24 protein-coding genes are annotated in these 26,701 nt (G+C 63.4%); 12 read left to right on the top strand and 12 right to left on the bottom strand.

What is annotated here, in order from left to right; genetic code table 11:
- Positions 1–552 precede the first annotated feature (552 nt).
- The 5 genes from BW994_RS20130 to BW994_RS06285 all read left to right on the top strand — a co-directional run bounded on the left by BW994_RS20130 (position 553) and on the right by BW994_RS06285 (position 6,838).
- Positions 553–1,263 carry a PEP-CTERM sorting domain-containing protein gene (locus tag BW994_RS20130; RefSeq protein WP_029312260.1) on the top strand — a complete coding sequence of 237 codons (711 nt, stop codon included), beginning with the start codon at positions 553–555 and terminating at the stop codon, positions 1,261–1,263.
- 108 nt (positions 1,264–1,371) lie between these two features.
- Positions 1,372–1,890 carry a GNAT family N-acetyltransferase gene (locus BW994_RS06300; RefSeq protein ID WP_029312261.1) on the top strand — a complete coding sequence of 173 codons (519 nt, stop codon included), beginning with the start codon at positions 1,372–1,374 and terminating at the stop codon, positions 1,888–1,890.
- Positions 1,887–4,487 (top strand): hypothetical protein, encoded by a 2,601-nt coding sequence (locus tag BW994_RS06295; RefSeq protein ID WP_029312262.1) that lies wholly within the window; start codon positions 1,887–1,889, stop codon positions 4,485–4,487. The genes BW994_RS06300 and BW994_RS06295 overlap by 4 nt, the downstream gene beginning before the upstream one ends.
- A 6-nt stretch (positions 4,488–4,493) precedes the next feature.
- On the top strand, positions 4,494–5,603 hold the full coding sequence (gene aroC / locus BW994_RS06290; RefSeq protein WP_029312263.1) for a chorismate synthase: 1,110 nt from the start codon (positions 4,494–4,496) through the stop codon (positions 5,601–5,603).
- 38 nt (positions 5,604–5,641) lie between these two features.
- Positions 5,642–6,838, top strand: coding sequence for a hypothetical protein (locus BW994_RS06285; RefSeq protein WP_029312264.1), 1,197 nt, complete (start codon positions 5,642–5,644; stop codon positions 6,836–6,838).
- Between the two features lie 6 nt (positions 6,839–6,844).
- On the opposite strand, the gene BW994_RS06280 is transcribed toward BW994_RS06285, so the two are convergent.
- Genes BW994_RS06280 through BW994_RS06270 form a run of 3 tightly spaced genes read right to left on the bottom strand, consistent with a single transcriptional unit; the run spans position 6,845 to position 9,068 of the window.
- A complete protein-coding gene (locus BW994_RS06280) occupies positions 6,845–7,513 on the bottom strand; it encodes an SDR family NAD(P)-dependent oxidoreductase (protein ID WP_035229104.1) in 669 nt (222 codons plus the stop codon).
- 14 nt (positions 7,514–7,527) lie between these two features.
- Positions 7,528–8,277: a sulfite exporter TauE/SafE family protein gene (locus BW994_RS06275; protein WP_051657397.1), complete on the bottom strand. Its 750-nt coding sequence runs from the start codon at positions 8,275–8,277 to the stop codon at positions 7,528–7,530.
- Positions 8,274–9,068 (bottom strand): DeoR/GlpR family DNA-binding transcription regulator, encoded by a 795-nt coding sequence (locus tag BW994_RS06270; protein WP_051657406.1) that lies wholly within the window; start codon positions 9,066–9,068, stop codon positions 8,274–8,276. Before BW994_RS06270 ends, BW994_RS06275 begins: the two co-directional genes overlap by 4 nt.
- A gap of 276 nt (positions 9,069–9,344) precedes the next feature.
- On the opposite strand from BW994_RS06270, the gene glpD reads away from it, so the two are divergent.
- The 3 genes from glpD to BW994_RS06255 all read left to right on the top strand — a co-directional run bounded on the left by glpD (position 9,345) and on the right by BW994_RS06255 (position 13,548).
- Positions 9,345–10,868 carry a glycerol-3-phosphate dehydrogenase gene (gene glpD, locus BW994_RS06265; RefSeq protein WP_051657398.1) on the top strand — a complete coding sequence of 508 codons (1,524 nt, stop codon included), beginning with the start codon at positions 9,345–9,347 and terminating at the stop codon, positions 10,866–10,868.
- Positions 10,869–11,007: 139 nt separating this feature from the next.
- Positions 11,008–12,507 (top strand): glycerol kinase GlpK, encoded by a 1,500-nt coding sequence (gene glpK, locus BW994_RS06260; protein WP_029312269.1) that lies wholly within the window; start codon positions 11,008–11,010, stop codon positions 12,505–12,507.
- Between the two features lie 84 nt (positions 12,508–12,591).
- Positions 12,592–13,548 (top strand): MIP/aquaporin family protein, encoded by a 957-nt coding sequence (locus tag BW994_RS06255; protein WP_029312270.1) that lies wholly within the window; start codon positions 12,592–12,594, stop codon positions 13,546–13,548.
- 97 nt (positions 13,549–13,645) lie between these two features.
- On the opposite strand, the gene BW994_RS06250 is transcribed toward BW994_RS06255, so the two are convergent.
- Positions 13,646–14,104 carry a MucR family transcriptional regulator gene (locus BW994_RS06250; protein WP_029312271.1) on the bottom strand — a complete coding sequence of 153 codons (459 nt, stop codon included), beginning with the start codon at positions 14,102–14,104 and terminating at the stop codon, positions 13,646–13,648.
- 156 nt (positions 14,105–14,260) lie between these two features.
- Between BW994_RS06250 and BW994_RS06245 the strand changes: the two genes are divergently transcribed.
- Positions 14,261–14,524 carry a sulfurtransferase TusA family protein gene (locus tag BW994_RS06245; RefSeq protein ID WP_035229107.1) on the top strand — a complete coding sequence of 88 codons (264 nt, stop codon included), beginning with the start codon at positions 14,261–14,263 and terminating at the stop codon, positions 14,522–14,524.
- Here BW994_RS06245 and BW994_RS06240 read toward each other — a convergent pair.
- From BW994_RS06240 to BW994_RS06225, 4 genes are read right to left on the bottom strand one after another with little or no spacing between them, the layout of a single operon-like run.
- The gene (locus tag BW994_RS06240; protein ID WP_029312273.1) at positions 14,502–14,936 is read right to left on the bottom strand and encodes a GNAT family N-acetyltransferase; all 435 of its coding nucleotides are present in this window, start codon (positions 14,934–14,936) and stop codon (positions 14,502–14,504) included. The two genes, BW994_RS06245 and BW994_RS06240, sit on opposite strands and share 23 nt — an antisense overlap.
- The gene (tsaB, locus tag BW994_RS06235; RefSeq protein WP_029312274.1) at positions 14,933–15,592 is read right to left on the bottom strand and encodes a tRNA (adenosine(37)-N6)-threonylcarbamoyltransferase complex dimerization subunit type 1 TsaB; all 660 of its coding nucleotides are present in this window, start codon (positions 15,590–15,592) and stop codon (positions 14,933–14,935) included. The genes BW994_RS06240 and tsaB overlap by 4 nt, the downstream gene beginning before the upstream one ends.
- Entirely contained in the window at positions 15,592–16,170 is a 579-nt protein-coding gene (locus BW994_RS06230; RefSeq protein WP_245801527.1) for a malonic semialdehyde reductase, read from the bottom strand. Before BW994_RS06230 ends, tsaB begins: the two co-directional genes overlap by 1 nt.
- Positions 16,171–16,181: 11 nt before the next feature.
- Positions 16,182–16,739, bottom strand: coding sequence for a NifU family protein (locus tag BW994_RS06225; RefSeq protein ID WP_029312276.1), 558 nt, complete (start codon positions 16,737–16,739; stop codon positions 16,182–16,184).
- A gap of 227 nt (positions 16,740–16,966) precedes the next feature.
- Here BW994_RS06225 and BW994_RS06220 point away from each other — a divergent pair, with 227 nt between their 5' ends.
- A complete protein-coding gene (locus tag BW994_RS06220) occupies positions 16,967–17,485 on the top strand; it encodes a Spy/CpxP family protein refolding chaperone (RefSeq protein ID WP_029312277.1) in 519 nt (172 codons plus the stop codon).
- Positions 17,486–17,499: 14 nt separating this feature from the next.
- Here BW994_RS06220 and BW994_RS06215 read toward each other — a convergent pair whose 3' ends face one another.
- Positions 17,500–18,207 (bottom strand): class I SAM-dependent methyltransferase, encoded by a 708-nt coding sequence (locus BW994_RS06215; RefSeq protein ID WP_029312278.1) that lies wholly within the window; start codon positions 18,205–18,207, stop codon positions 17,500–17,502.
- A gap of 32 nt (positions 18,208–18,239) precedes the next feature.
- On the opposite strand from BW994_RS06215, the gene gloB reads away from it, so the two are divergent.
- Together gloB and BW994_RS06205 are read left to right on the top strand one after the other, a co-directional pair.
- Positions 18,240–18,971 (top strand): hydroxyacylglutathione hydrolase, encoded by a 732-nt coding sequence (gene gloB / locus BW994_RS06210; protein ID WP_035229110.1) that lies wholly within the window; start codon positions 18,240–18,242, stop codon positions 18,969–18,971.
- Between the two features lie 94 nt (positions 18,972–19,065).
- Positions 19,066–20,247: a metallophosphoesterase family protein gene (locus BW994_RS06205; RefSeq protein ID WP_081849112.1), complete on the top strand. Its 1,182-nt coding sequence runs from the start codon at positions 19,066–19,068 to the stop codon at positions 20,245–20,247.
- 139 nt (positions 20,248–20,386) lie between these two features.
- Here BW994_RS06205 and BW994_RS06200 read toward each other — a convergent pair whose 3' ends face one another.
- The 3 genes from BW994_RS06200 to BW994_RS06190 form a co-directional block, all read right to left on the bottom strand.
- Positions 20,387–21,652, bottom strand: a complete 1,266-nt coding sequence (locus tag BW994_RS06200) for an anthrax toxin-like adenylyl cyclase domain-containing protein (RefSeq protein WP_029312281.1) — start codon at positions 21,650–21,652, stop codon at positions 20,387–20,389.
- Positions 21,653–22,093: 441 nt separating this feature from the next.
- Complete coding sequence (locus BW994_RS06195; RefSeq protein ID WP_035229112.1) at positions 22,094–23,941, bottom strand: AMP-binding protein; 1,848 nt, start codon at positions 23,939–23,941, stop codon at positions 22,094–22,096.
- A 62-nt stretch (positions 23,942–24,003) separates the two neighbouring features.
- Positions 24,004–26,679, bottom strand: coding sequence for a valine--tRNA ligase (locus BW994_RS06190; RefSeq protein ID WP_029312283.1), 2,676 nt, complete (start codon positions 26,677–26,679; stop codon positions 24,004–24,006).
- Between the last annotated feature and the right edge of the window lie 22 nt (positions 26,680–26,701).

The following is a 26,701-nucleotide window of genomic DNA, read 5'->3' as shown; positions in this document are numbered from 1 at the left end:
CCAATACAAAATCAACCCCGACGGCAGCATCGACTTCACGCCGGAACAACTCCACGAAATCCTCGGCCCACCCCAACCGCCCGTGCCACCCTGGCACCAACCCTTCATCCCCTCCTTCAACGTCAAAAAACTCTGGCGGAAGGGGCCATGATTTCGCACGTCCTATTCGTTACGATAACGCAACAAAAAACACAAAAAGACAAGGGAAGTTCTTCTTTTTTGTGAACAAAAAAGAAGCAAAAAAAACTTTGTTCATTTGGGCCCGTGCCTTTGAAAACGCCCGTGCCCCAGGGTCGGAAAGTTTTTTGCTTCTTTTTTACAAAAAAGAAGCCTTCCCGCCCCCACCCCAGCGAAACGATCGCACCCAACCGCTACCCGGCAACGATTTGCGAACAAAAACTGTCAGGAAATTTTACACATTGGGAGAAACGCTTTGCAGTTTTTTCCATATCTCGTTGTAATAACTCAATATTTTTTATTGGCATGAAACATGCTTTAATCTAACCCACAGTGAGTTCCACTGCAGAATTCTTGTCGTTTACGGAGTCCAGCATGTCTTTCAAAACCCTTCTTCTCACCGGCTCGGTCGCTGCCGCGATCCTCATGTCGAGCACCTCAGCCTTCGCCGGCGCCAACCTCCTGACCAATGGCTCGTTCGGCAACGGATTCAGCGGCTGGACCATGTCCGACAGCGGCGCCGGCACCACGACGAGCAATGAAGAAGTCATCGCCACCGATAACGTTGCGCGCAACTACCCGACAGGCGCCTACGGCCAGGCCGTCGCGAACGATATGCTGACCACCGGCAGCCCGGATATCAGCAGCGGTCACGCCGCCTATTTCTCGACCGATACCGGCACCCAGACGTTGTCACAGACCATCGCTCTGAACGCCGGCACCTACAGCATCGGATTCGACGTATACGTACCGGCCAACGGCTACGGCAACCCGAACGACGCAACCTTCAGCGGCACCGTCGCCGGCACCAGCCTGATCTCCGACGCCAGCGTCGCTGCGATCGGTAAGGCCGATGGCACCAACACCTGGACGCTCGTTTACGGTACGGCCAACATCGCGACCGCGGGCAATTACGCCGTCGATTTCTCCTTCACCGGATCGACCGCAACCGCCAAAGACATCCTGGTCGATCGCGTGTTCGTGATCCCCGGCACCGTCAACGTGCCGGAACCCGGCTCGCTCGCCCTGTTCGGCACCGCGCTGGTCGGCCTCGGCCTCGTTCTGCGTCGCCGCAACCGCGCCTGAAACCACGATTAGGCTAAAATGGGTGGGGACCCAACGCCTCCGGTTCACCGGAGGCGTTTTCGTTTCCATTGCATTGACGACCGCGCGGCCGCCCGATAGCCCCGCTGCATGAACCCCACCAACCCACCCCGCTTTACCATCCGCGCCGCCCGGCCGGACGATGCCGCCGCAATCACCGCGCTCCGAAACCTGCCCGGCGTGCGGCACGGCACCCTCGCACTGCCGTTCAGCCAGACCGCCACCAGCGTCGCCTTTCTCGAAAAGCTCGGACCCGATAATCACCTCGTCGTCGCCGAAGCCGGCACCGAACTGGTCGGCACCGCCAGTCTCAACCGCTACACCGGCCGGCGCGCGCATGTCGCCGGTCTCGGCATCAACGTCGCCGATCCCTGGCAAGGCCAGGGTGCCGGCGCCGCGCTGATGGCTGCGCTGATCGATCTGGCCGACAACTGGCTGGGCCTGGTGCGGATCGAACTCAACGTATTCACCGACAACCGCCGCGCCATCGCGCTCTACGAAAAATTCGGCTTCGTGACCGAAGGATGCCAGCGTGCCTATGCGCTGCGCGATGGCGTGCTGATCGATTGCCTGTCGATGGCGCGACTCCACCCCGCCCCGTCGCCATGAAAACGGCCGCACGGCACGCCGGACCGCTGGCCGGCCTGATCGCGCTGCCCTGCCTTGCGAACCTTTTGCTGATCCTCGGCATCATGCATGCCGATCCGGCGCTGTTCTATCGCGGTCTCACCCTCGGTCTGCACACCGGCCCGTTCCCAGCACCCGGCTCACCGACCTGGGCGGACCCCACCATCGGCCTGATCACCCAGGCTCAAGGCATGTTGAGCGCGAAGGACTGGCTCGCCGGCATCATCCCCTGGTGGAACCCCTATACCGGGGTCGGCATGCCGCTCGCGGCCGAAATGCAGACCTTGTCGTTCTTTCTGCCCTTCGTGCTGCTGCTCCGCCTCGCCCACGGCTGGCTGATCCTGCGGCTGGTGCTGCAAAGCCTCAGCGGCGCCGCGCTCTACGCTTTGCTGCTCGACCTCGGGACCACGCGGTTCGCCGCTTTCGTCGCCGGTGCGCTCTACGGGCTGAGCGGCATTTTCTTCCTGGTGCCGCACGCGGCCGGCCCGCTGCCGTTCATGCCGCTGCTGCTGCTCGGCATCGAACGCGCCACCCGCGCCGCCCGAACCCACACCCCGCAAGGCTGGGGCCTGATCGCTTTCGCGACCGCCGCGATGATCTATGCCGGCTATCCGGAAACCGCCTATTTCGGCGGCCTGCTCGCGGCGGCGTGGACCCTGCGCGCCCTCGCCCTGGCGGGGGCGGATCGCTCCCGCCTCGCGGGCAAGATCATGTTCGGGCTGATCCTCGCCCTCGCCCTCGCCGCCCCCTTGCTGATCCCCTTCGCCGATTACGTGCGGATATCCTACTACGGCCCGCATGACGGATATTTTTCCCTCATCGCGTGGCCCGCCTCGGCCATGCTGTCGGTGTTGCCCTTCATAGTCGGCCCGATCGCGGGGCCGATTCCCCCCGCGCTCGCCGCCACCGCATCCGGCCCGATCGACAATGCCTGGTGGCAGACCGGCACCTGGTTCGGCATCATCGCCATCGCCATCGCGCTGATCGCGATCATCCCACGCCACCGCGAACGCGGCCGCGCCATCATGCTCGGTTGCATCATCGCGTTCGGGATGCTCCGGATCGAGGGGATCGATCTGGCGCGCAAGACGTTCAACCTGATCCCCTTCGTCGGCACGACGGATGCGATCCGCTTCGTCACCCCGGCACTCGATCTCGCCCTGCTCATCATGGTCGGCCTCGCGCTCGATCACTGGCAGCGCCGCGGTGCCCTGCCCCGCCGCACCGCCGCGATCGCCGGGGCCATCTGCCTCGGCCTGATCCTGATCGTCACCCTGCCCCACCGCACCCAATTGCTGGCCTGGTACCACGCGAGCCAGTTCGACCACCGCTTCGCCCTGGTCGCCTGCGGCACCGAACTCGCCGCCGCACTGGCCTGCCTCGCGATCATGACCAAACGACCAGGCCGGCCTGCCACGATCATGCTCGCACTGCTCGCACTGGGCGATGCCACGGCGACCATGGCATCCGGTCAGGCCGCCGCCGCATGGTCGAGCGAACAAGCGACCGGCGGCATCCGCTTTCTGCAAGCACACCAAGGACTCGGCCGGTTCTTCACACTGGGACCGTTCGGCCCGGATTATCCCGCCGCCGATCGCCTCGCCGCGATCAACACCAACCAGTTGCCGGTCGCCGCCGCCTGGATCGACTTCGGCAATACCGCCCTCGGCCTGCAACCCGCAGCACCGCTCGCCGCCCAGGCCGCGTCCCTGCGCAGCCACCTCGCTGCCTTCCGTGCGATCGGGGTCACCGCCATCCTGACCCCACCGGGCCTCGATCCGTTCCGCGACAGCACGCGCCTGATGCTCGATGCCACCAGCGTGCCCGGCGCTTCGCTCCAGGGCAGCGCGACAATCCAGGGCAGCCTGCCGGCGAGCACGCCGGTGCCCCAGCGGATCAGCACCATCGGCGTCCAGATCGGCACCTATGACGGCGCCTCGACCGGGCCATTGAATGTCACGCTCTGCGCCGGCAGCAACTGCGCGACCGGCGAGGCCAGCCTCGATCACGCCGCCGACAACGCGAGCTTGCCGATCGCACTGGACCATCCGCTGCACATCCCGCCCGACACGGCGCTGCACTACAAATTCACCCACCCATCCGGCAACGCCGTGGTGCTCTGGATGGGCCGGATCGCCGGCACCACCATCACCGCGCCGCATCTGCGCTTCGATGCGCCGCAGCCGAACCCGGCGCCGCGCCTGATCTACCGCGACCGTGCCATGTGGATCTACCGCCTGCCCGGCGCCGCGCCCTTCTACACGGCACCCGGCTGCACGATCACCAACGCCAGCCTGAACCGCGTCACCACCGATTGCGCAGCACCCGCGACCCTGATCCGCCGCGAAGCCTGGTTCGGCGGTTGGCACGCCATCATCGGTCATCACCCCGTCATCATCGCCCGGCACGGTCCGTTGTTCCAGGCGATCGCGCTGCCCGCCGGGCGCAGCCGCATCCGGTTTTTCTACCGTCCGCGCCACACACGCCTCGCCTGCCTGCTCGCCCTGGCCGCCCTTGGTCTCGCGCTGATACTGCAAACAAGCGGCCGGCTTGGCGGCGGCGGGCGCGCACGCCTATAAACCCGCATGTCGCATAACAGCTTCGGCCATCTGTTCCGTGTCACCACCTGGGGCGAAAGCCACGGCCCCGCGATCGGCTGCGTGGTCGATGGCGTGCCGCCGCGCATCGCCCTGTCCGAAGCCGATATCCAGCCGTTTCTCGATCGCCGCCGCCCCGGCCAGTCGCGCTTCACCACCCAGCGCCGCGAACCGGACACCGTAAAAATCCTGTCCGGCGTCTATCAGGGCCAGACCACCGGCACGCCGATCGCGCTGATGATCGAGAACACCGACCAGCGGAGCAAGGATTACGCCAATATCGCCGACCGGTTCCGCCCCGGCCATGCCGATATCGCCTATCACTGGAAATACGGTATTCGCGACCCGCGCGGCGGCGGACGATCCTCGGCGCGCGAAACCGCCATGCGCGTCGCGGCCGGTGCCATCGCCCGCAAAATCCTGGGCGATGACATCATCATCCGCGGCGCGTTGGTGCAGATGGGTCCGCACGGCATCGACCGCAGCCGGTTCGACGATGCCGAGATCGATCGCAACGATTTCTTCTGCCCCGACCCGCTCGCCGCCCGCCTGTGGGAGGCCGAACTCGATGCCATCCGCAAATCCGGCTCCTCGGTCGGTGCCGTGGTCGAAATCACCGCGAGCGGCGCGCCACCCGGCCTGGGGGCGCCGATCTATGCCAAGCTCGATGCCGATCTGGCGGGTGCGATGATGAGCATCAACGCCGTCAAGGCGGTCGAGATCGGCGATGGTTTTGCCGCCGCCGCCCTGCGCGGCGAAGCGAACGCCGATGAAATGCGCATGAACCCCGACGGCTCCGTGCGCTTTCTGGCCAATCACGCCGGCGGCGTGCTGGGCGGCATTTCGACCGGTCAGCCGATCGTGGTGCGCTTCGCGGTCAAGCCGACCAGTTCGATCCTGACCGAGGTCGCGAGCGTCGATGCCGAAGGCACCGAGGTCGATATCCAGACCAAAGGCCGGCACGACCCCTGCGTCGGCATCCGGGCCGTGCCGGTCGGCGAGGCGATGATGGCCTGCGTGCTGGCGGATCATTGGCTGCGCCACCGCGCCCAATGTGGCGAATTCGTACCCGGGGGGTTGCCTATCACACAAATGTGATAGCGAAAGGACCATCCGACCTGTAGTATACACGTATCATGAATATGACACGCACACCGATCCAGCGCACGAAAGACATCAAGTCGATCATTTCGGTCGCCGGCCGAAAATTCTGGGCGGATCGGCTGTCAGCGTTACAGGCCAATGTCGGGGCCGGTGCGCGTTATGGCAAGCTGGTTGCCAAGCGTTATGCCGCTGAATTTGCAGCCGAAAAATGCCGCCTTGGGCGCGAAATGTCGGCGCTCGAAACCAGCCTCGCCAGCCGTGTCGCCGGGCTCTCCGCGCTCGATGCCAGGCTGAACGCCGCCGGCAAGGTGCGGTTCCGCGCCGCCCTCGCCGCCGCGCTAACCGGCGAGGCGACGCTGATCCCCTTACTACATCTTCATCGAACCGCCATCTTGCATGAAGCCGCCGGCTTCGATGTTCAGTTTGCCGGATTCGAGGATGGCGCGCCGTTCGACCTGCTGATCACCCGCGACGGCGTCACCGCCGAAATCGCATGCGACACGCTCTCCGCCGAGGAAGGCCGGCTGGTGCATCAATCCGCCTGGATGCGTCTGATGGACCGGATCGACCCCGACCTGCAGACGTGGCTTTCCGCCCACCCCGGCCGTTACCTCCTGAAAATGACGCTGCCGCAAGGCTTGCGCGATGCCGCGGCGGCCGATGGCACCAACGCCCTCGCAGCCCTGCATCAACGCATCAACACCATGCTCTCGACCGCCAAACGCTCCGATCACGACGAAGCGGCCGTGCTGCGGCTCGACCCGTTGATGCTCGCCGCCGCCCAGGCTGGCGAGAACGGGTTGATGAACAAGCTGCGCCACGAGTTCGGCCCGGAAGCCAATCTCGCGGTCACCGGCGCCGGCAATGGTCTTTTCGTGCTCGCCGCACGGGCCGGCAGTGAAAATGAAATCGCCGTCGCCATGCGCAAGCGCCTCGCCGCCCTGGCACCGACCCGGCTCACCGGCACGCGCCCGGGGATTCTGGCCATGTTCATCGAAGACACCGATCGCCTGGAATGGACCCTGCTGCGCGATCATCTGACGCTGGAAGGCGAGGCACGGCAGTTCCTTACGTTCCCGGAAGCGCGCATCGTCGTCGCGGTCACCTGCGCCTCGCGCTTCGAGCTTTATGCCGAGATCGGCACCGACAGCGCCATGCGATTCCGCAATCCATCGCACCCCGCCGCCAAGCTGGCAGCGCTCGCACCGGCAATTCTCTCGACCATGTAAACGCGTTTACGTGTCGGTGCGCCCGGTCACGACAGTGCCGTGGCGCATTTCACTTGGCAGACTCATCGCAACCAGACGCGCGGCCGCAGGTTCAGCCGCCAGCATCGCCGAGTCGAACAAATTGACCCGCAACCGGGTCCGCGCGACTTCCGCCGCCCAGGACAGAACCAGATCGCGTCGCGCCGCCATCGATGCACCGACCACCCCGGCATAGGCGGCCGGCGCGCCATTGCGGACCAACGCCACCGCCCGACCATATGGCGCATCGCGCAGCAAACCGCCGCAGGCGCGAATCAACCGCCACGTCGCGGTCGCGTTGATGCCGAACGCGGGCTCCCAGTCGGTCTGGTCGATCTGCCCGACCGGCAACAACCGTCCGGCCGTGGCGGCGGCGTGCACCAGAATATCCAGCCGGCCGAACCGCTCGTACAGGCTGATGCCGATCTGATCAGTCACATCACCCTTGGTCAGATCCGCCGGCAGCAGCGTCGCCTCGCCACCAAGGGCGCGGATCGCATCATCGGTGGCGGTGAGCCCAACGTCGTCGCGCGCCGCGATCACGACATGCGCACCAAGCCGCGCCAGCCCGATCGCGGTGGCCGCGCCGATGCCGCGGCTGGCACCGGTTACCAGCGCCACGGTGCCGCTCAATACCTGTGTGCTCGGTTCATCCATCACCCGATTATGGGTCAGCGCATGTCGATGAACAAGCCGATTGTCAGCGCGAGCCCCACCAGAACCACGCCGCCGCGCAGGATGCGCTCGTTGATCCGGCGCAGCATAAGCACGCCGACTTGCCCGCCGAGCACCGCCGCGATCGCGACGTACAGCACCAAGCCCCACGCGATCTGCGCGCGGAACAGAAACACCACCACGGCAGCGGCGTTCATCACCCCGGCCAGCACGTTCTTGGTCGCCCCGGCCTGGCGCACCGCAACGCCCGCAGCGGTCAGCGCCGCCAGCATCAGGATACCGATGCCACCGCCGAAATATCCGCCATAGATCGAAATCAGAAATTGCGCCGCCATCGCACCCCGCACGCCCAACCGTGACGCCATCGATGCATCCGGGCGCCGGCCGAAACTGCCCCAGGCGAACACGATCGTCGCGAACAGCACCAGAAACGGCACCATCCGCGCGAACACACCGGCCGGCGTGGTCAGCAGCAGCACCGCCCCAAGCGCGCCGCCGACCAGGCTGATGCCGAACAGCGTGGCAAACCCCAGCCCGGCCGCGCCGGTTACCAAATTGCGCCCGGCGATGCCGGTCGTGACCTGTCCGGGGAACAGCGCGATGGTCGAGGTGATGTTCGCGGCCCGCGGATCGAGCCCGGCGAACAACAGCGCCGGAAACGTCAGAAACGAGCCGCCGCCCGCCAGCGCATTCTGCGCGCCGGCCGCGAACGACACGGCCACCAGCACAAGATCGCGCCAGTTCATGCCGCGCCGCCGGCCTCCGGCGGTGCGATGTGCAATTCGACGCCGAGTGTCGCCAGCAGGGCGATCATCGCCGCCGGTGGCGGTTGATCGGTGTACAGGGCCGATATCTGCGACAGCGTGCCCACGCGCATCAACGCCGGGCGGCCGAATTTGGTATGATCAGTGACCAACAGAACACGGCGGGCGTTGCGAATGATCGCTTGCGAACAAATCACCTCGTCCATATCGTAATCATACAATCCGCCATCGGCATCGATGCCGGAAATGCCGATGATGCCGATATCGGCGCGGAACTGGTCCAGCATGTCACGAGTCGCCTGCCCGGTGATGCCGCCATCGCCGTTGCGCACCATGCCGCCGGTCAGCACGATCCGAAAATCGGTGTTCTCGCTCAGGATGCGTGCGACGTTCAGATTATTGGTGATGATGCGCAGATGCTGGTGATCGAGCAGCGCGCGCGCCACCTGCTCGGTGGTGGACCCGATGTTGATGAACAGCGAGGCGCGCTCCGGCACATCCGCCGCCACCTGCACGGCAATCCGCTGCTTGGCAGCCAGATTAACCACTTTGCGCCGGGCATATTCCATGTTCTCGATGCTCGAGGGCAATCCAGCGCCGCCGCGATAGCGGCTGATCCGCCCCTCGGCGGCCAGCGTATTCAAGTCACGCCGTATGGTCTGCACCGTTACATCGAAATGCTGCGCGAGGGCATCGATCGTCTGAAAACCGCGCGATCCGACCAAGGCGACGATCTCGCTCAGTCGGTTCAAGGTGGTGGGCCGGTCGGACAGTGTCGTCTCCTGCAATAAGCGGCGGAACGCGACCGCCGTGATGGGCACAGATGCCGCGCCCGCAACATCTTGGCAAACCACCACAGCGGCGCCGAGACGCTTCATGGTCGTCGAAAGCGCGGACCCAACGATCGACCTCACTATTTTTTTCGCTTGCGAACATTGATCAGCCCTGATACGAGCATTTCAACAATAATTTTGAGGAAATGGTTCGAACATGGTCAACTCCATGACATATTCCGAATATTTTATAGTTCGACGTGACGGCGGGTGCTCATGAGCGCCCCGATCGACCTGCTGATCATCGGCGGCGGCATCAACGGGACCGGCATCGCGCGCGACGCCGCCGGACGCGGCCTGTCCGTTCTGCTGGTCGAGCAGGACGATCTCGCATCCCACACATCATCGGCCAGCACCAAACTGATCCACGGCGGGCTGCGCTACCTGGAATACTACGAGTTCCGCCTGGTCCGCGAAGCGCTGATGGAGCGCGAACGCCTCCTCGGCATCGCCCCGCACATCATCTGGCCGCTCGAATTCGTCCTGCCCCACTCCGCCGACCAGCGCCCGGCCTGGATGATCCGCGCCGGGCTGTTCCTGTACGACCATCTGGCCAAGCGCAAACGCCTGCCCGCGTCGCGCGCGGTGACGTTCGGCCCGCATCCGGCCGCCGCCGTGCTGAAACCGCAGAACCGCCGCGGCTTCACCTATGCCGATTGCTGGGTCGAAGACAGCCGTCTCGTCGTGCTCAACGCGATGGACGCCGCCGAACATGGCGCCGATGTTCGAACCCGAACAAAACTGATTACCGCCCGCCCCGACGGTGCGCTCTGGCGCGCCGACATCGAAGACCGTGCCACCGGCGCGCGTGAAACCATCACCGCGCACGCCATGGTCAATGCCGCCGGCCCCTGGGTCGGCGAGGTGCTGAGCGCCAAGCTCGGTCGCAACACGCAAAAAACCGTGCGGATGATCAAGGGCAGCCACATCATCACCCGCAAACTCTACGACGGCGAGTTCGCCTTCATCCTGCAAAACCCGGACAAGCGCATCATCTTCGCGGTGCCCTATGAGCATGATTTCACCCTGATCGGCACCACCGACATCCCCTACGAGGCCGATCCGTCCAAGGTCGAGATCACCAAGGCCGAAACCGATTACCTCTGCGAAAGCATCTCGCGCTATTTCCGCACGGAAATCACCGCGGCCGATGTCGTGCGCAGCTATTCCGGTGTCCGCCCGCTGTATGATGATCACGCCGAGAACGCCTCAGCCGTCACACGCGACTATGTGCTCGATGTCGAAGGCGGCAACGGCAAACCCGCCCTGCTCTCGGTGTTCGGCGGCAAGATCACCACCTACCGCAAACTCGCCGAACACGCGCTCGAGAAACTTCTGCCCGCGATGGGCCGCCCGATCGGCACCAGTTGGACCGCCGGCGCCGCGCTGCCGGGCGGTGATATGCCGGGCGCCGATTTCGATGCCTACCTCGCAACCCTGACACGGAAATACCCATCCCTGCCGGCCCCGCTGCTTCACCGCCTCGCCCGCGCCTACGGCACCCGCGCCGAGCGCGTGTTGGGCAACGCAAGCACCACGGCCGATCTCGGAGTGGATTATGGCGGCGGTCTCACCGCGGCCGAACTCGATTACCTTGTCGCCCATGAATGGGTGCGCGAGGTTGAAGATGTTCTCTGGCGGCGCTCGAAGCTCGCGTTGCACGTGCCTGAAGACACGGCAACGCGAGTCGCTGCGTATCTGCGAGGGTGTAAAGTAAAGGAAAGTACTTCTTTTTTGTAAAAAAGAAGCAAAAAACTTTTATTCGTTAGACCAGCAGAAAACTCTGGAAAATAGACGCGATCAAGGAATTTTTTACTTCTTTTTTCTTAAAAAAGAAGACCTTGCTTCCCAAGGTAATTCAACAAAGGAGGAAATCATAATGTCACAATACGTCGGCGCCATTGACCAGGGCACCACCAGTTCGCGATTCATCGTGTTCGACAAAGGCGGCAACATCGTGTCCGTCGCGCAGAAGGAACATAAGCAAATCTACCCCAAGCCCGGTTGGGTCGAGCATGATCCGCTGGAAATCATGGCTAACACCAACGAAGTGATCGGCGCCGCCCTCGCCCGCGCCAACCTCTCCGCCACGGATCTCGTCGCCGTCGGCATCACCAACCAGCGCGAAACCACCTTGCTGTGGGACAAAAAAACCGGCCAGCCGCTCTGCAACGCCCTGGTGTGGATGGATACCCGCACCGACCAACTGGTCCAGCGCTTCACCAAGGACGGCGGGCAGGACCGCTTCCGCGCCAAGACCGGCCTGCCGCTCGCGACCTATTTTTCCGGCCTGAAACTGCTCTGGATTCTTGAAAACGTCGAAGGCGCGCGCGCCAAAGCGGAATCAGGCGACGCCCTGTTCGGCACGATCGACAGCTGGATGGCCTGGAACCTCACCGGCGGCACCAATGGCGGCATCCACCTCACCGACGTCACCAACGCCAGCCGCACCATGCTGATCGACCTCGCCACCTGCGACTGGGACGAAGAAATGCTCAAGCATTTCAACATCCCGCGCGCCTGCCTGCCGAAAATCGTGCCCTCCTCGGCGGTTTATGGCGAAATCCACACCGCCCCGCTGCGTGGTACCAGGCTCGCCGGCATCCTGGGCGACCAACAGGCCGCCCTGGTCGGGCAGACCTGCTTTTCTCCGGGCGAAGCGAAAAACACCTACGGCACCGGCTCGTTCATGCTGATGAACACCGGCACCGAACCGGTCCAGTCCAAGGCCGGTCTGCTCACCACGCTGGCCTATCAGTTCGGCGATGAAAAACCGCGCTACGCGCTCGAAGGCGCCATCGCCATCACCGGCGCGCTGGTGCAGTGGCTGCGCGACAACCTGAAACTATTCGATGTCGCACCGCAGATCGAACCGCTCGCCGCGAGCGTTCAGGACAATGGCGATGTCTATATCGTGCCCGCCTTCTCCGGCCTTTATGCGCCGTATTGGAAGGACGATGCCCGCGGCGTCATCGCCGGCCTGACCCGCTACGCAACCCGCGCCCATCTTGCCCGTGCCGCGCTCGAATCCACCGCCTATCAGGTGCGCGACGTGGTCGAGGCGATGCAGGCGGACAGCGGCATTACGCTCGCCGCCCTCAAGACCGATGGCGGCATGGTCGCTAACGAACTGCTGATGCAGTTCCAGTCCGACATTCTCGATGCACCGGTGGTGCGCCCGAAAATGACGGAAACCACCGCCCTCGGCGCCGCCTACGCGGCTGGCCTCGCGGTCGGATACTGGGCCAATGTCGATGATCTCCGGGCCAATTGGGGTATCGACAAGACCTGGGAGCCAAAAATGACCGCCGATGTGCGCGATCATCACTACAAATCCTGGAAAAAGGCCGTGCAGCGCTCATTCGCCTGGGTCGACTGAACAAAATTTTGGGGGAATAACAAAATGTCCAACACATCCGAATATACATCCGAAGTTATCACACCACCCACTTTGCGACCACGCATGGGTGTCAAATCCGGTTGGCGCGCCACATCGATCTATGCGGAAATGATTGCCGAGTTCCTCGGCTGCGTCGTCCTGATCGCCTTCGGTGCCGGCGTGGTCGCCGTGGCGGTGGTCGGCCTCACTGAATCGGGCCGCACCGCCGTCATTTTCAATGGTGCCGGCGGCTGGCTGCTGATCACCTGGGGCTGGGCGTTCGCGGTCACTCTGGCGGTCTATGTTGCCGGCGGGGTCACCGGCGCGCATCTCAATCCGGCGGTCAGCCTGGCCTTCGCGGTGAAGGGCGATTTTCCCTGGCGTAAGGTCCTGCCCTACTGGGTCGCGCAGGTCGCCGGCTGCTTCGCCGGTGCCGCACTGGTCTACGCCGATTATTTCCGCGCGATCGATGCCTGGAACGCGGCGCATCACGTGGCATCCTATGCGGCCTCGGGCGGGCTGACCACGTTCAGCATCTTCGCCACCTTCCCCGCCTCATATCTCGGCTCGCACATGGATCTGGCCCTGCTCGACCAGATCATCGGCACCTTCTTCCTGCTCCTGTTCATCCTCGCGATCTCGGATAATCTGAACCTCAGCCCGCAGTCGAACATGGGGCCATTCCTGGTCGGCATCGCGGTCGCGGCAATCGGCATGTCGTACGGCGTCGATGCCGGCTACGCGATCAACCCGGCGCGCGACTTCGGCCCGCGGCTGTTCACCTGGGTCGCCGGGTGGGGCCCGAACGCCTTCCCCGGTCCGCATGGCTATTGGTGGGTGCCAATCGTCGGACCCATGATCGGTGCCGTGCTCGCGGTCTATGTGTACAAATGGGCGATCAGCCTCACCCTGATTGCGCGCAACGAACTGCTGAAATCCGAGCACCCGCTGCCACCGCAGGAAGGCATCGGGTACAGTCTCGAGCAACTGCAATCAGCACTCGACAAAGCAAAAAAGGCCCACGCACCCGGCCTGAACTGAAATCGATTTCGCCTGCACGAGGAAAAGGCCGGTCAAACCTGACCGGCCTTTTTTCAATATTCGACCAGGGACGATCCGGTCACGCCACGCCGGATAATCAGGCGCTCTTTTTGCCCCGCGTGGCGGGTGCGGCCGGCGCCGGTGCGACGGCAGCCGCCGGCTTGGTGCCGAGGCCGATTTTCTTGGCGAGGTTTGAGCGCTGCTTGGCGTAGCTCGGCGCGACCATCGGGTATTCGGCGGGCAACTGCCAACGTTCACGATACTGTTCCGGCGTCAGATTATAGGCCGATTTCAAGTGACGGCGGAGCATTTTCAGCTTCTTGCCGTCTTCAAGACAGATGATGTAATCGTTGAACACCGATTTCTTCGGATTGACCGCGGGTTCCGGCGGGGCGCTGACCTCGGCAACCGGGGTTTCGGTGCCGCTCAGGCTCTGGTAGACTTCGCGGATGAGGGTTGGCAGCATATCCGTCGTGACCGAATTATGCGACACATGGGCCGCAATAATCTGCGCGGTCAGTTGCAGTAGCTGGTTGTTGGATTGCGAGTCAGACATCATTAGTCCTTCGGAAATCGTTGTTGCAGGATGACTATGGACCCATTTGACGGATTTTTGGGACGAATGCAACAAACGCCATGAAAAAACCATTTCAGCTTCAAACGATATCGTGCGACAATTGATCAAACCGCTGGCCATGATTGGAAAACTCCAATGCAGGACATGAAAATCGCAGACCTGCCCGTACACGACCGCGCGATCGACATTACTGGCGAAACCTGCCCGATGACTTTCGTCCGCACGCGCCTCGCACTCGATTCGCTGCCGGATGGCGCGGTTCTATTGGTGCGCCTGAAAGGGGCCGACCCGCGCGCCAACGTGCCGCGCGCCGCTGCCGATCAAGGGCACGATCTGCTCGACATGTTCGACCTCGACGACGGCAGCGCGATACTGGTCATTCGCAAAGCAGGCGCCTGAGCAACAGCGCATCGGCACCGGGTCCGTAGTAATCGCGCCGGATGCCGCAATCCTTGAACCCGCAGGAGCGATAAAGCCCCAGCGCGGGCGCGTTGTCGGCGGCGACTTCCAGAAACATCGTCGCCGCCCCGCGCTGGCGCGACTTATCCAGCGCCAACCCCAGCAATCGCCGTGCCAGGCCCTGGCGACGCACAGCGGGGGCCACGCCGATCGTTAATATTTCGGCCTCATCAGCCACCGCGCGCGCCAACACCAGCCCGCCGGGCTCGATCACATAACCGAACACCAGGCCTGACGTGAACAGATCCACGAAACTGGCCGCCGACCAGGCCGCGGCACCGAAACAGGCCAGATGCACCTCGGCCAGGAGATCGGCGCAAAGCACCGATGCAGCGATCACATGCTCGCTCAAATTGGCGCGGGACGCAGCCCGCCCGCCGGCAGTTTCGCTTCCGGTGGATCGACATACAACGGCATCGCCGGCCGCATCGGCAGTCCTGCCGCCACGCGCCGGCGCAGCGCTGCCGCAATCGCCGTGCCCGAACAATACCGCGCATCGGTCAGCATCACATCGTTACCACGCGCGGCCAGCCGCGCCGCGACCGCGCCGGCCTGTTCGCCGGCCAGGGCGATCGGCCCGTCCGGTTGCGGCAGATCGGCCTCATCGAAACCGGTGGCAACACCGTCCCGCTCCAGGAAAACCCGGCCGCGCCGCGCCGTCAGCGCGACCCACAGCGGCCGCTGCAACAGCGGTAACGCCGCCCCGAACGCCTCACCCATCGAAATCCCGTGAACCGGCACGTCGGCGGCAAGGCCCAACCCCTGGGCCAGCGCGATCGAAGCGCGCAGGCCGGTGAAGCTGCCCGGCCCGATCGTCACCCCGATCGCATCGAGCGCTCCGGGTACCACTCCGCCCTCATCAAGACATTCGCCAACCCAGACGGCCAGCATCTCGGCAAGCCCTGTCTCCGGCGCACCGGCCCGCACGGCCAAAGCCACACCATCGGCCACCAGCGTGACCGAAGCATGACGCTGCGCCGCATCGATCGCCAGAATCCGGAGCGGCATCACGCCAGCACGCACGCCTCATCGAAACTCAGCCGCGGCGACCGCTCGAAAGGATCGCCCGCGACCCCATGGCCGAGATTGACCAGAAAATTCGACCGCCAACCCTGATCCGACAGAAACAGTTGATCCACCTTGTGCCGATCGAACCCGGACATCGGGCCGCAATCCAGCCCCAACGCGCGCGCTGCGATCATCAGATAAGCCCCTTGCAGCGTGCCGTTGCGCGTCGCCGTTTCATCCGCCAGATCCGGATTGCCCGAAAACCACGACCGCGCATCGGCATGGGGGAACAAGGTCGGCAGTTTCTCGTAGAACTGCGGATCATACGCGACGATCACCGTCACCGGCGCGGTCATGGTCTTGTCGATATTGCCGGGGTTCAGCGCCGGCTTGAGCTTTTCCCGCGCCTCCGGCGTGCGCAAAAACACGAACCGCGCCGGCGAACAATTGGCCGAGGTCGGGCCGAATTTCAAAACCTCGTACAACGCCTGCAACACATCATCGCCGACCGGCTGATCGGTCCACGCGGTCTTGGTGCGCGCGGTGCGGAACAGGATATCGAGCGCCGTATCATCCAAAGACGAACCGCTCACGCCGCGACCTGCTCGACCGAGGTGACCTCCGGCACATAGTGCCGCAGCAGATTCTCGATCCCCATTTTCAGCGTCGCGGTCGAGGACGGGCAGCCCGAGCAGGCGCCCTGCATGTGCAGCGTCACGACACCGGCACGAAAGCCGCGGAATACGATGTCGCCGCCATCACTCGCCACCGCCGGGCGCACCCGCGCATCGAGCAATTCCTTGATCTGGTCGGCAATTTCACGGTCGGCGGGGTCGACATCCTCATCGGCCAGTTGCGCATCGCTGGCCATGACCGGCCGGCCCGACAGGAAATGTTCCATGATCGCGCCGAGCACCTGCGGCTTCAGCGCCGGCCAGTCCATCGCATCGCTCTTGGTCACGGAGATGAAATCGGCGCCGAGAAACACCCGCTCGACCGCCGGCAGATCAAACAGGGCCGTCGCGAGCGGGCTGATCGACGCCGCCTCGGCACGATCGAAATCCGCCGACCCCTGATCGAGCACGGTGCGCCCGGGTAAAAACTTCAAGGTTGCGGGGTTGGGCGTGATATCAGTCTCGATGAACATGGCTGAACTCCTCGGGAAAACTTGTATTTCTAAACCGGACAACTCCGGTACTCTCTATACCATCGTGATCCCGATCGCAAAACACAACCGCCGGATCACGCGCCGCTGTCGCGCGCATTAAACAACCGTAGGCCATGATTCCGACACCGCCCCGCCAGTATCCCGTCATCGCGCAAACCGTATAAGACACCAGCGCACTGCCTGACCACCTGTAACGGAGACCACACATGCCTTCGATGATCCATCGCAAACCCGCTCTGGCTGCCCTGATCCTGACCACCGGCCTCGGCCTGGCCGCCATCAGCGCCACGCACGCCGCCACCACCACCACAGCCGCGCCCGCCACGACCGCCAACACCACCACAGCGATGACCCCGGCACAAAAAGCCATCATCGCCCATGTCGATGCGCGGCTCGCCACGCTGAAAAAATCGATCGGCATCACCACGGACGAGGAATCGAGCTGGCACGGCTTCACCCAGGTGTCGCGTACCAACGCGCTCAACCTTTCAGCGATGTATGAGCAACGCGCCAAGACACTCGCGACCATGAATGCCGTCCAGAACATGGAATCCTACGCCGCCATCTCGGCCAAGAACGCGGATGACATGAACGCTTTATCGGCCTCGTTCCAGACGCTCTACAGCAAGCTTTCCCCGGCCCAGCAGAAAAAGATCGACGCGGCCTTCCGCGCCAAGGCCGAGGCCATGACGAAGAAACACCTCAAGAAGCTCAAGCACAGCTGAGCCACGCGGTTCAGTCAGCGGGATTCCGCAAATACCAGCCGCCGGCGCCCCTGCATCAACGGGATCACGCCGGCGACATCCTTCACCGCCTCGGCCAGCACCACGCCGCCAAGCTGGGGCACCGCCCGCCGGCCGATCCGCTCGAGCAGATCCGCGGTGCTCAAATCCTTGCCCAACCCCAGCGGCGGGATCAGCAGCGCCATATCCCGCCGCTCAACCCGGAACATCGAGCCGGCCAGCAGCCGCCCAAGCTGCGCAGCACTATACGGCTGGCCATGGCCGAACGGCGTGCGCTCCAGATACGCCCAGGGCGATGCACGGTTCGGCACCACCACGATCATCCGCCCCTCCGGCCGCAGCACCCGCCACGCCTCGCGCAGCATGCGCCGCGCCGCTTCGGCGTGTTCCAGCCCGTGGATCATCAGCAACCGGTCGATACTGACATCCGCAAGCGGCAGACTATCCTCCTCCGCCGCAGCACTCAGGTTGAGCCGGGATGCCGGCCACCGTGTAACACCCATCTGTGCCGGCGTGATCACCACACAGCGTGCCGCCTGCTCGCGCCACACCCGCAAATAGGGCGCCGGATAGCCCACCCCGAGCACCTCCATCCCCGTCAGATCCGGCCAGAGTGCGGCCAGCCGCGCGCGAATCTGCCGGGCTGCCATCACGCCGTGCCGCGTGGCATAGAAATCGGCCATCGCCGTCGCATCTATAGTCATCCAATCCCTATAGCACTTCTGAAGGATCGATCATGTCCATCGCCTACGCCGGCTTCACCATCACCCGTGTGCCCATGCTGACCGACAATTACGCCTGGTTCGTCGGGCACGACGGCGCCACCGCCTTCGTCGATCCGGCCGATGCCGAAGCCGCCATTTTCGCGGTCGACCGCGAGGGCTCGAAGCTCGACTATGTCCTGCTCACCCACCATCACGACGATCATGTCGCCGGCGCCCGCGCGCTCGCCGCCCGGTTCGATGCGAAAATCGTTGGCAACGCTGCCGATGCCAGCCGCCTGCCGCCGCTCGACATCGCGCTGAAAGACAACGATACCATCGATTTCGGTGGTGCCAAACTGAAAATGATCGCGACACCCGGCCACACCACCGGCCATGTCACCTACCTGTTCGACGATGAAATCGCCGCTGTCGGCGACACGCTGTTCAGCCTCGGCTGCGGCCGCATGTTCGAAGGCACGGCGGAGGCGTTCCACACCAGCCTGCATCGCCTCGCGACCCTATCACCCGACACCATGCTGCTGTGCGGTCATGAATACACTTTATCCAACGCCCGTTTCGCCCGCAGCGTCGATCCCGACAATGAAGCGCTGATGGCCCGCGCCAACGAGGTCGAACGCCTCCGCGCCGAGCGCGAACCCACCCTGCCGGTCCGCCTCGCCGAGGAACTGCTGACCAACCCGTTCCTGCGCGCCCAGACGCCGGAGGAATTCGCCCGCCTGCGCACGGCCAAGGATAATTTCTGATGTCATGAGCATGTCATGAATAAATCTTTCTCACCCCCCCGGCTTCGCGCTACCTAAACAGCAGAACGAAACGCTACTTAAAATAGAGGGCTGCATGAGCAAACATCACCCCGGCAAGCCACACCAGTTTGGCACGCCGATGGCGGAACACCATGGCGTCCATTCGCAAATGGCGCCGCTGAGCAAAGGCTCGGGCTTTCAGCCCCTGCCCGCGCCGACCGGGCCGTACCCCTACCGGCTCGACCTTGCGAGCATCATCCCCGACCAGGTCGCCGCGATGAAATCAGCCGGCGGCATGACCATGCACCTGATCGCCGATACCGGCGGTGTGCTCGACCCGACGCCGCAGGAACTCGTCGCCGCCGGCATGATCACCGATGCCGGCATCGCGGGTCCGTACGGCAAACCAGGCTTTGCCTATCACTGCGGTGACGTGATCTATTTCGACGGCGAAGCGAGCCGGTATTACGCCCAGTTCTACCTGCCCTATGAGTTCTACCCGATCCCGATCCTCGGCATCCCCGGCAATCATGACGGCGACATCTACGACAACGGCACACTGGTCGATAACGTCCCCTCGCTGACCGCCTTCGTCAACAATTTCTGCGCCGCCGAGCCCGGCACACACACGCCCGAAGCGATGGACATTCCCCGCACCGCGATGACGCAGCCCAACGTCTATTTCACGCTGGAAACGCCATACGCCACCTTCATCGGCCTCTACACCAACGTCCCCGAAGGCGGCGAAGTCCACCAGGATCAGCGCGACTGGTTCGCCGCCGAACTCAAGGCCGCCGACCCCGCAAAACCGATCATCGTCTGCATGCACCACCCGATCCACTCGCTCGATGCGTACCACTCCGGCAGCAAGACCATGGCCGCTATCCTCACCGAAGCCGAAACTACCGCGGGTGTTAACGCCCATATGGTGTTCGCCGGCCATGTTCATAACTACCAGCGCTTCACCGAGACCGACGATGCCGGCAACCAGAAACCCTTTTTCGTCGCCGGTTTCGGCGGCTACCACAATCTCCACCGCATGGAGAAAAACGGCGGCCAGGACATCGTCGCGCCGTTCACCCCGCCCGATCAGCCCAACGTCACGCTCGAGAATTTCGTCGACGACCGCTTCGGCTTCCTCCGCCTCGAAATCGACGAAACCACCATCAGCGTGAAATCCTACTCCGTCCCCCGCCCGCAGGACTCCTACCGCGCGCCACCCCGCCTGCGCGATGCCATGAAACTCGACTGGAAGAACCGCCGGCTGGTCGCCTGAACGCGCACACCAGAGCTAACGCCCGATCTGACGGTCCAACCCCGTCAGATTGGCGATGAGGGTCACCAGAGTGTCGAACATCTGCCCGATCGCCGTCTCGGATAATCGATGACGGCCGCGTGACGGCAGATCAGATGTGCTACATCGCGCATCCCAAACCACCGAGCACTTTCAGAGCCGCGCCGCTTTCGGGGTTCCAGACAAACTGCTTGCCGTTGTTATTCAACTCGCTTTTATTCACTTCACCCTGCCCGAAATAATATTTCTTGCCCTGACTCATATCCTGATTCTGCGGGTTCGCGACGTAGGACCGATTGCGATAAAAAACATAGCCAAGCCGCAGAATATCCTGCCCGGCGTTCTGCACCTCGGTCCAGTTGTTTGTCACGGCAATCGCGCCTGACGGCGCAAAAATTGTAATCCTGCCGTCCTGCTCAGGGAACTGCGTATTATCCATCTCGGTTCCGTGATGAACGACCGGATTATCCATGCCGTTGCAAGCTTGGTTGATCAGGTTCTTGGTCGCCTGCTGGAATGCGGTGATGCGGCCCATCTGCGGGTCCACATTGCGGCGCTCCTTTTGTCCGAGCGACGACATTACAGCGGTCACAGCCGCATATAGCCGACCCGACTTCCTATTTGATGTCTGGCTAAGTTGTCTGAGCATCTCAGGCCGCGCGCTGCTCAAATGCGGGCACATCGCGAACACGTCATAATCCGCCGTAACCGGCAGGCCCGCGGATTTATACCCCAGAGCGAACACCGGACTGAAACTACCCCCCGGCATCCGGTACACCACGATGTATCGCTTCCCGGCGGCTTTGATTTTACTCACCATGCTTGCGAATGCCATCTGGCTTTCGTTGCGAACTGCACCATCGAGCGTCTGCATAAAGAACGCGCGATCGCTGTAATCGACCAGGCCAAGTTCCACCGCCCCGCCTTTCGAACCCAGCGCCTTGGTCGGATACACGAAAACTTTCTTGACCGGCGATCCAGGCCAGGTGCCATCAACCCGGATCAATTGCGTGCCACGCTTGTTATCGGCGAGTTCGTCAATGCGCCCTTCGGTCAGGAGCAATGGAAACCGTGCCACTTTCGTTCCTGAATCGTGTAGCGAATGCGCCGAATCCTGGTTGCCCTTATCCACGCCTCCCTGCGTGTCCGCTTTACTGAGTAACTGGTTCTCGCAGATAAACCCCGCATGCGGCCCCCAGTCCGAACTCTTGCTATGAATGTCGAGCCCTTTGGTCCCGAACCCCTCCTTGATCAACGAAGTCGAGTTCGGATTGACCGGCCGAAACAAGAGAAACGCGTTCGAACTAACCGCAATCCGGCTGATCGCATCGGCATGCGAGTCAACGAGCCCTGACAACTTGACGGCCTTCGTTTTGTTTAGTTCCACTGACAATCTCCTTCCTGTAAATAATGCGCGACCTTTGACCTTATGTATCCGATATGGCAGCCATAAACGTTGGGCAACTAAAATGATACTGAATATCTGAGGCACCGAAAAGCACCCGGCGCAAATTTTTACGTGGTTAGATAAAGCGAGCCCTGTGGAGACCACAGCCAATATCGTAGACAAAAAAATGACACTGATGTCTTGAAAAAATGAGGCAAAAAAAATGAGCTTGATGTAGGCAACGTGACTGACATCGTCATGGCGCGCCCAGCACGTCATTGCAGCGATGCCACAGCGCCTCACTCAACTCGCAACAAAAATAATCACAATTCGCAGCAATCTACTGCCACACGCGCGCGTGCCACCCGGCAACAAGAAATTCGTAAAATCAGAATAGGTTCTTCCTTCTTTTTTACAAAAAAGAAGATCTGCCTTTACTTGTCAAAACTTCCCCGCAATCGCCTCCAGCACGCTGGCATCCTCGATCGTCGGTGGCACCACCGGGTTCATCCCGTTCGCCATCTGCTTCATCGTCGCGCGCAGAATCTTGCCCGATCGCGTCTTGGGCAGCCGTTGAACGATCACCGCAGTCTTGAACGCCGCCACCGGGCCGATTCGCTCGCGCACCAGCGCCACCAGTTCAGCCGCAATCACCGCCTCATCGCGCTCAACGCCGGATTTCAGCACCACCAGCCCGAACGGAATCTCGCCCTTGATATCATCGTGCCGCCCGATCACCGCACATTCGGCGACATCGGGATGCGCCGCCAGCACCTCCTCCATCGCCCCGGTCGAAAGCCGATGCCCCGCGACATTGATGATGTCATCGGTCCGCCCCATCACCCAGATATCGCCCTCCGCATCCACCGCTCCGGCATCCCCGGTCCGATACCAACCCGGAAACGCCTCGAGATACGCGCGCCGATACCCCGCATCGTCGTTCCACAAAGTCGGCGCACAACCGGGCGGCAACGGCAGCCGGATCGCCAGCGCCCCCACCTCACCCGCCGGCATCAAATCACCCTGCGGATCGAGCGCCTGCACATCAAACCCCGGGCAGGCCCGCCCGCCGGAACCAGGTTTGAACGGCGTCAACCCGGTGCCGCGAAACCGCGCGCTGATCGGCCAGCCCGTCTCGGTCTGCCACCAATTATCGATCACCGGTTTGCCCAGCAGCCCGGCAATCCAGGTCGCGGTCGGCGGATCGCACCGCTCGCCCGCCAGAAACAACGCCTCCAGCCGCGACAGATCATGCGCCCCGATCAACGCCCCGGTCGGGTCCTGCTGCTTGATCGCGCGCAACGCGGTCGGCGCGGTGAACAAGGTTTTCACCTTGTGCTGCGCGCACACCCGCCAGAATGCCCCGGCATCCGGTGTCCCCACCGGCTTGCCCTCATACATCACCGAAGTGACGCCCGCGAGCAGCGGCGCATAGACAATATACGTGTGCCCCACCACCCAACCGACGTCGGATGCCGTCCACATCACCTCGCTCGCCGCCCCGGGACCCGGCCGCACGTCGAAAATCAGCGGCACCGAATGCGCCAGCGCCACCGCATGCCCGCCATTGTCCCGCACAATGCCCTTGGGCTTGCCCGTCGTCCCCGATGTGTAGAGCACATAGAGCGGATCGGTCGCCGCCACCGGCACCGGATCATGCGCGATCCCCGCCGCCTCGGCCGCGCTGAAATCCTCATCCCGCCCCGCCAGCAGCTCAGCGCGCAGAGCCTCGCGCTGGAAAATCAGGCAAGCCTCGGGCCGATGCGCCGCCAAGTCCAGCGCCGCGTCCAGAATCGGCTTATAGGCAATCACCCGCCCCGGCTCCAACCCGCAGGACGCCGCAATCACCAACTTCGGCGCCGCCGCATCGATCCTGGCCGCCAGCTCCGGTGCGGCAAACCCACCGAACACCACCGAATGCACCGCCCCCAACCGTGCACAGGCCAGCATCGCAATCGCCGCCTCCGGCACCATCGGCATATAAATCACCACGCGATCGCCCTTGACCACGCCCCGCGCCGCCATCGCCCCCGCCAGCTTCGCCACCCGGTCCCGCAACACCCGATAGGTGAACTGCGCAACCCGACCTTCCATCGCACTATCCCAAATCAGCGCGACCCGTTCCCCCGCCCCGGCCTCGACATGCCGATCCAGGCAATTCGCCGCCGTATTCAGCACCCCGCCCGTAAACCACCGCCCGAACGGCCCGATATCCGGGTCGAACACACGCTGATACGGCTCGATCCAGTCGATCGCCTTGGCGGCTTCGGCCCAATACAACTCGTTCATTGATTTTGCTCTCGGACGGTTAAGAAAGGCCTACTTTTTTGAAAAAAAGTAGCAAAAAACTTTCAGCCGATTCTAGACAATGCCGCGTCTAATCTTGCCAACTCCGCATGCGCCGCGTCCAGACGGTCGCGGTTTTCCACGATGATATCCTCCGGCGCCTTGCTGACGAACTCCTGATTCTCCAGCTTACGCGCGATCTTCTCGGCATCGCTCGCCGTCTTCGCCCGCGTCGCCGCCAGGCGTTTCCGCTCGGCCGCCAGATCGATGATATCCGCCAGCGGCAAAATCAGCGTCGCCTCACCCAATATCGCCTGCGCCGCCCCCTGCGGCATCTCGCCCTCCAACGCCTCCAGGCTGGAAATCCTGGCCAGCCGCGCGATCTCCTCGCGCCACCGCCCGGCCCGCGCCAAGGTCTCGGGCGTGGCATCGCGGATCAAAATCGGAATCCGCGTCGCCGCCGGCACGTTCATCTCGCTGCGCACCGCCCGGATTTCCGAAATCGCGGCAATCACCCACGACACCTCATCCCGCGCCGCCGCAGCATCACTGACCACCTCACGCTCCGGCCACGGTGCCCGGATCAACGACCCCACCGCGCCATAACCCAACTCATCCCACAACGCTTCGGTCACGAACGGGATCATCGGATGCAGCAACCGCAGCAACACCCCCAGCACATGGGCCGCCACCGCCCGGCGCTCGACCGCATCCGCGTCCTCGCCCCCCAGACCGGGTTTGGCGAGTTCCAGAAACCAGTCACAGAAATCGCCCCAGGTGAACCGGTAACAAATCTGCGCATACTCCGCGACCCGATACGCCTCCAGCGCCGCCGTCGCTTCGCTCACCGCCCGGTTCGCCGCATCCAGAATCCAGCGCGACAACGCAAGCCGCGCCGCCTCGGGCTGAAACGCCGTATCGGGCCGGCATGCGTTCATCTCGCAGAACCGCGCCGCATTCCATATCTTGGTAATGAAACTCCGGTTTGCCGCCACCATGGTCGGCCCCAGCTTGATCGAGCGTCCCGCGCCGCTCTGCGCGCTCACGGTATAGCGCAGCGCATCCGCCCCGAAATCCTCGATCAACGTAAGCGGGTCGACCACATTGCCCTTGGTCTTGCTCATTTTCTGGCCACGCTCATCGCGCACCAGCCCGTTCATCATCACGGTGCGGAACGGCACCTCGCCCATCACGTACAGCCCCATCATCACCATCCGGGCGACCCAGAAGAAAATGATGTCGAACCCGGTGACCAGCACATCACCCGGATAATATTTCGCCAGTTCCGCGGTAGTCTCGGGCCAACCCAGGGTCGAAAACGGCCACAGCGCCGAGCTGAACCAGGTATCCAGCACATCCTCGTCCTGCCGCAACTCGACCGGATGGCCGAAATGCTCCTCGGCATCGCGATGCGCCTCGGCCTCGGATTCGGCCACGAAAATCACCCCCTCCGGCCCATACCAGGCCGGAATCCGGTGCCCCCACCACAGTTGCCTGGAAATGCACCAGGGCTGGATATTCCGCATCCAGGCGAAATACGTGTTCTCCCACTGCTTCGGCACGAATTCGACCCGGCCGTCCTCCACCGCCGCGATCGCCGGCTTGGCCAGCACTTCGGCATTGCAGAACCATTGCTCGGTCAGCAGCGGCTCGATGATGGTATCGCCCCGCTCCGCCTGCGGCACGGTATGCGTATGCGGTTCGGTCTTTTCCAACGCGCCGATCGCATCGAGATGCGCCACGATTTCCAGCCGCGCGGCGAACCGATCGAGCCCTTCCAGACTCTCGAAAAACTCCTTGTCCTGCGGGTCCGCGCCATCGCGCACCTCCGCCAGCGTCACCCGCGCCGCCCGATCGAAAATCGAGGGCGTCGCCAGCCCATGCCGCTGCCCCACCGCGAAATCGTTGAAATCATGCGCCGGCGTGATCTTCACCGCCCCGGTGCCTTTTTCCGGGTCGGAATACTCATCGGCGATAATCGGAAACCGCCGCCCGGTGATCGGTTGGATCACGGTCCGCCCCACCAGTGCCGCATAGCGCGCATCGGTCGGATGCACCGCGACCGCGGTATCGCCCAGCATCGTCTCCGGCCTTGTCGTCGCGACGATGATCACCTCGTCGCTCCCCTCGATCGGATAGCGCAGATGCCACAAAAACCCCTTCACCTCGCGCATCTCGACCTCGAGGTCCGATATCGCCGAGCCGAACGCCGGGTCCCAGTTCACCAGTCGTTTCGCCCGATAGATCAAGCCATCGTTGAACAGCCGGACAAAAATCGTCCGCACCGCGCGCGACAGACCCTCATCCATCGTGAACCGCTCGCGTGACCAGTCGGGCGAGGCGCCCAGCCGGCGCAACTGCCTGGTAATCGCGCCACCCTGCTCCTCTTTCCACCGCCAGACCCGCTCGAGAAACGCCTCACGCCCGATCTCCTTGCGGGTCGTGCCCTCACCCTGCAACTCGCGCTCGACCATCAATTGGGTCGCGATCCCGGCATGATCGGTCCCCGGCTGCCACAACGCATCCCGCCCGATCATCCGCTGAAACCGGATCAGCACGTCCTGCAAGGTCATGGTCAGCGCATGACCCACATGCAGCCGCCCGGTCACATTGGGCGGTGGGATCATGATGGTGAAGGGCTTGGCGTTGCGCGCCGGGTCGGCCGCAAACGCGCCCTCCCGTTCCCAGGTGTCATAAAGCCGCGTCTCGAACGCGGCGGCGTCGAAGTTCTTGTCCAGCATGGGCCGATTATGCGCGAAACGA

Origin of the sequence: Acidiphilium rubrum, from assembly GCF_900156265.1 — a bacterium.
GTDB lineage: Bacteria > Pseudomonadota > Alphaproteobacteria > Acetobacterales > Acetobacteraceae > Acidiphilium > Acidiphilium rubrum.
This window is presented reverse-complemented; position numbering and strand designations above follow the sequence as displayed.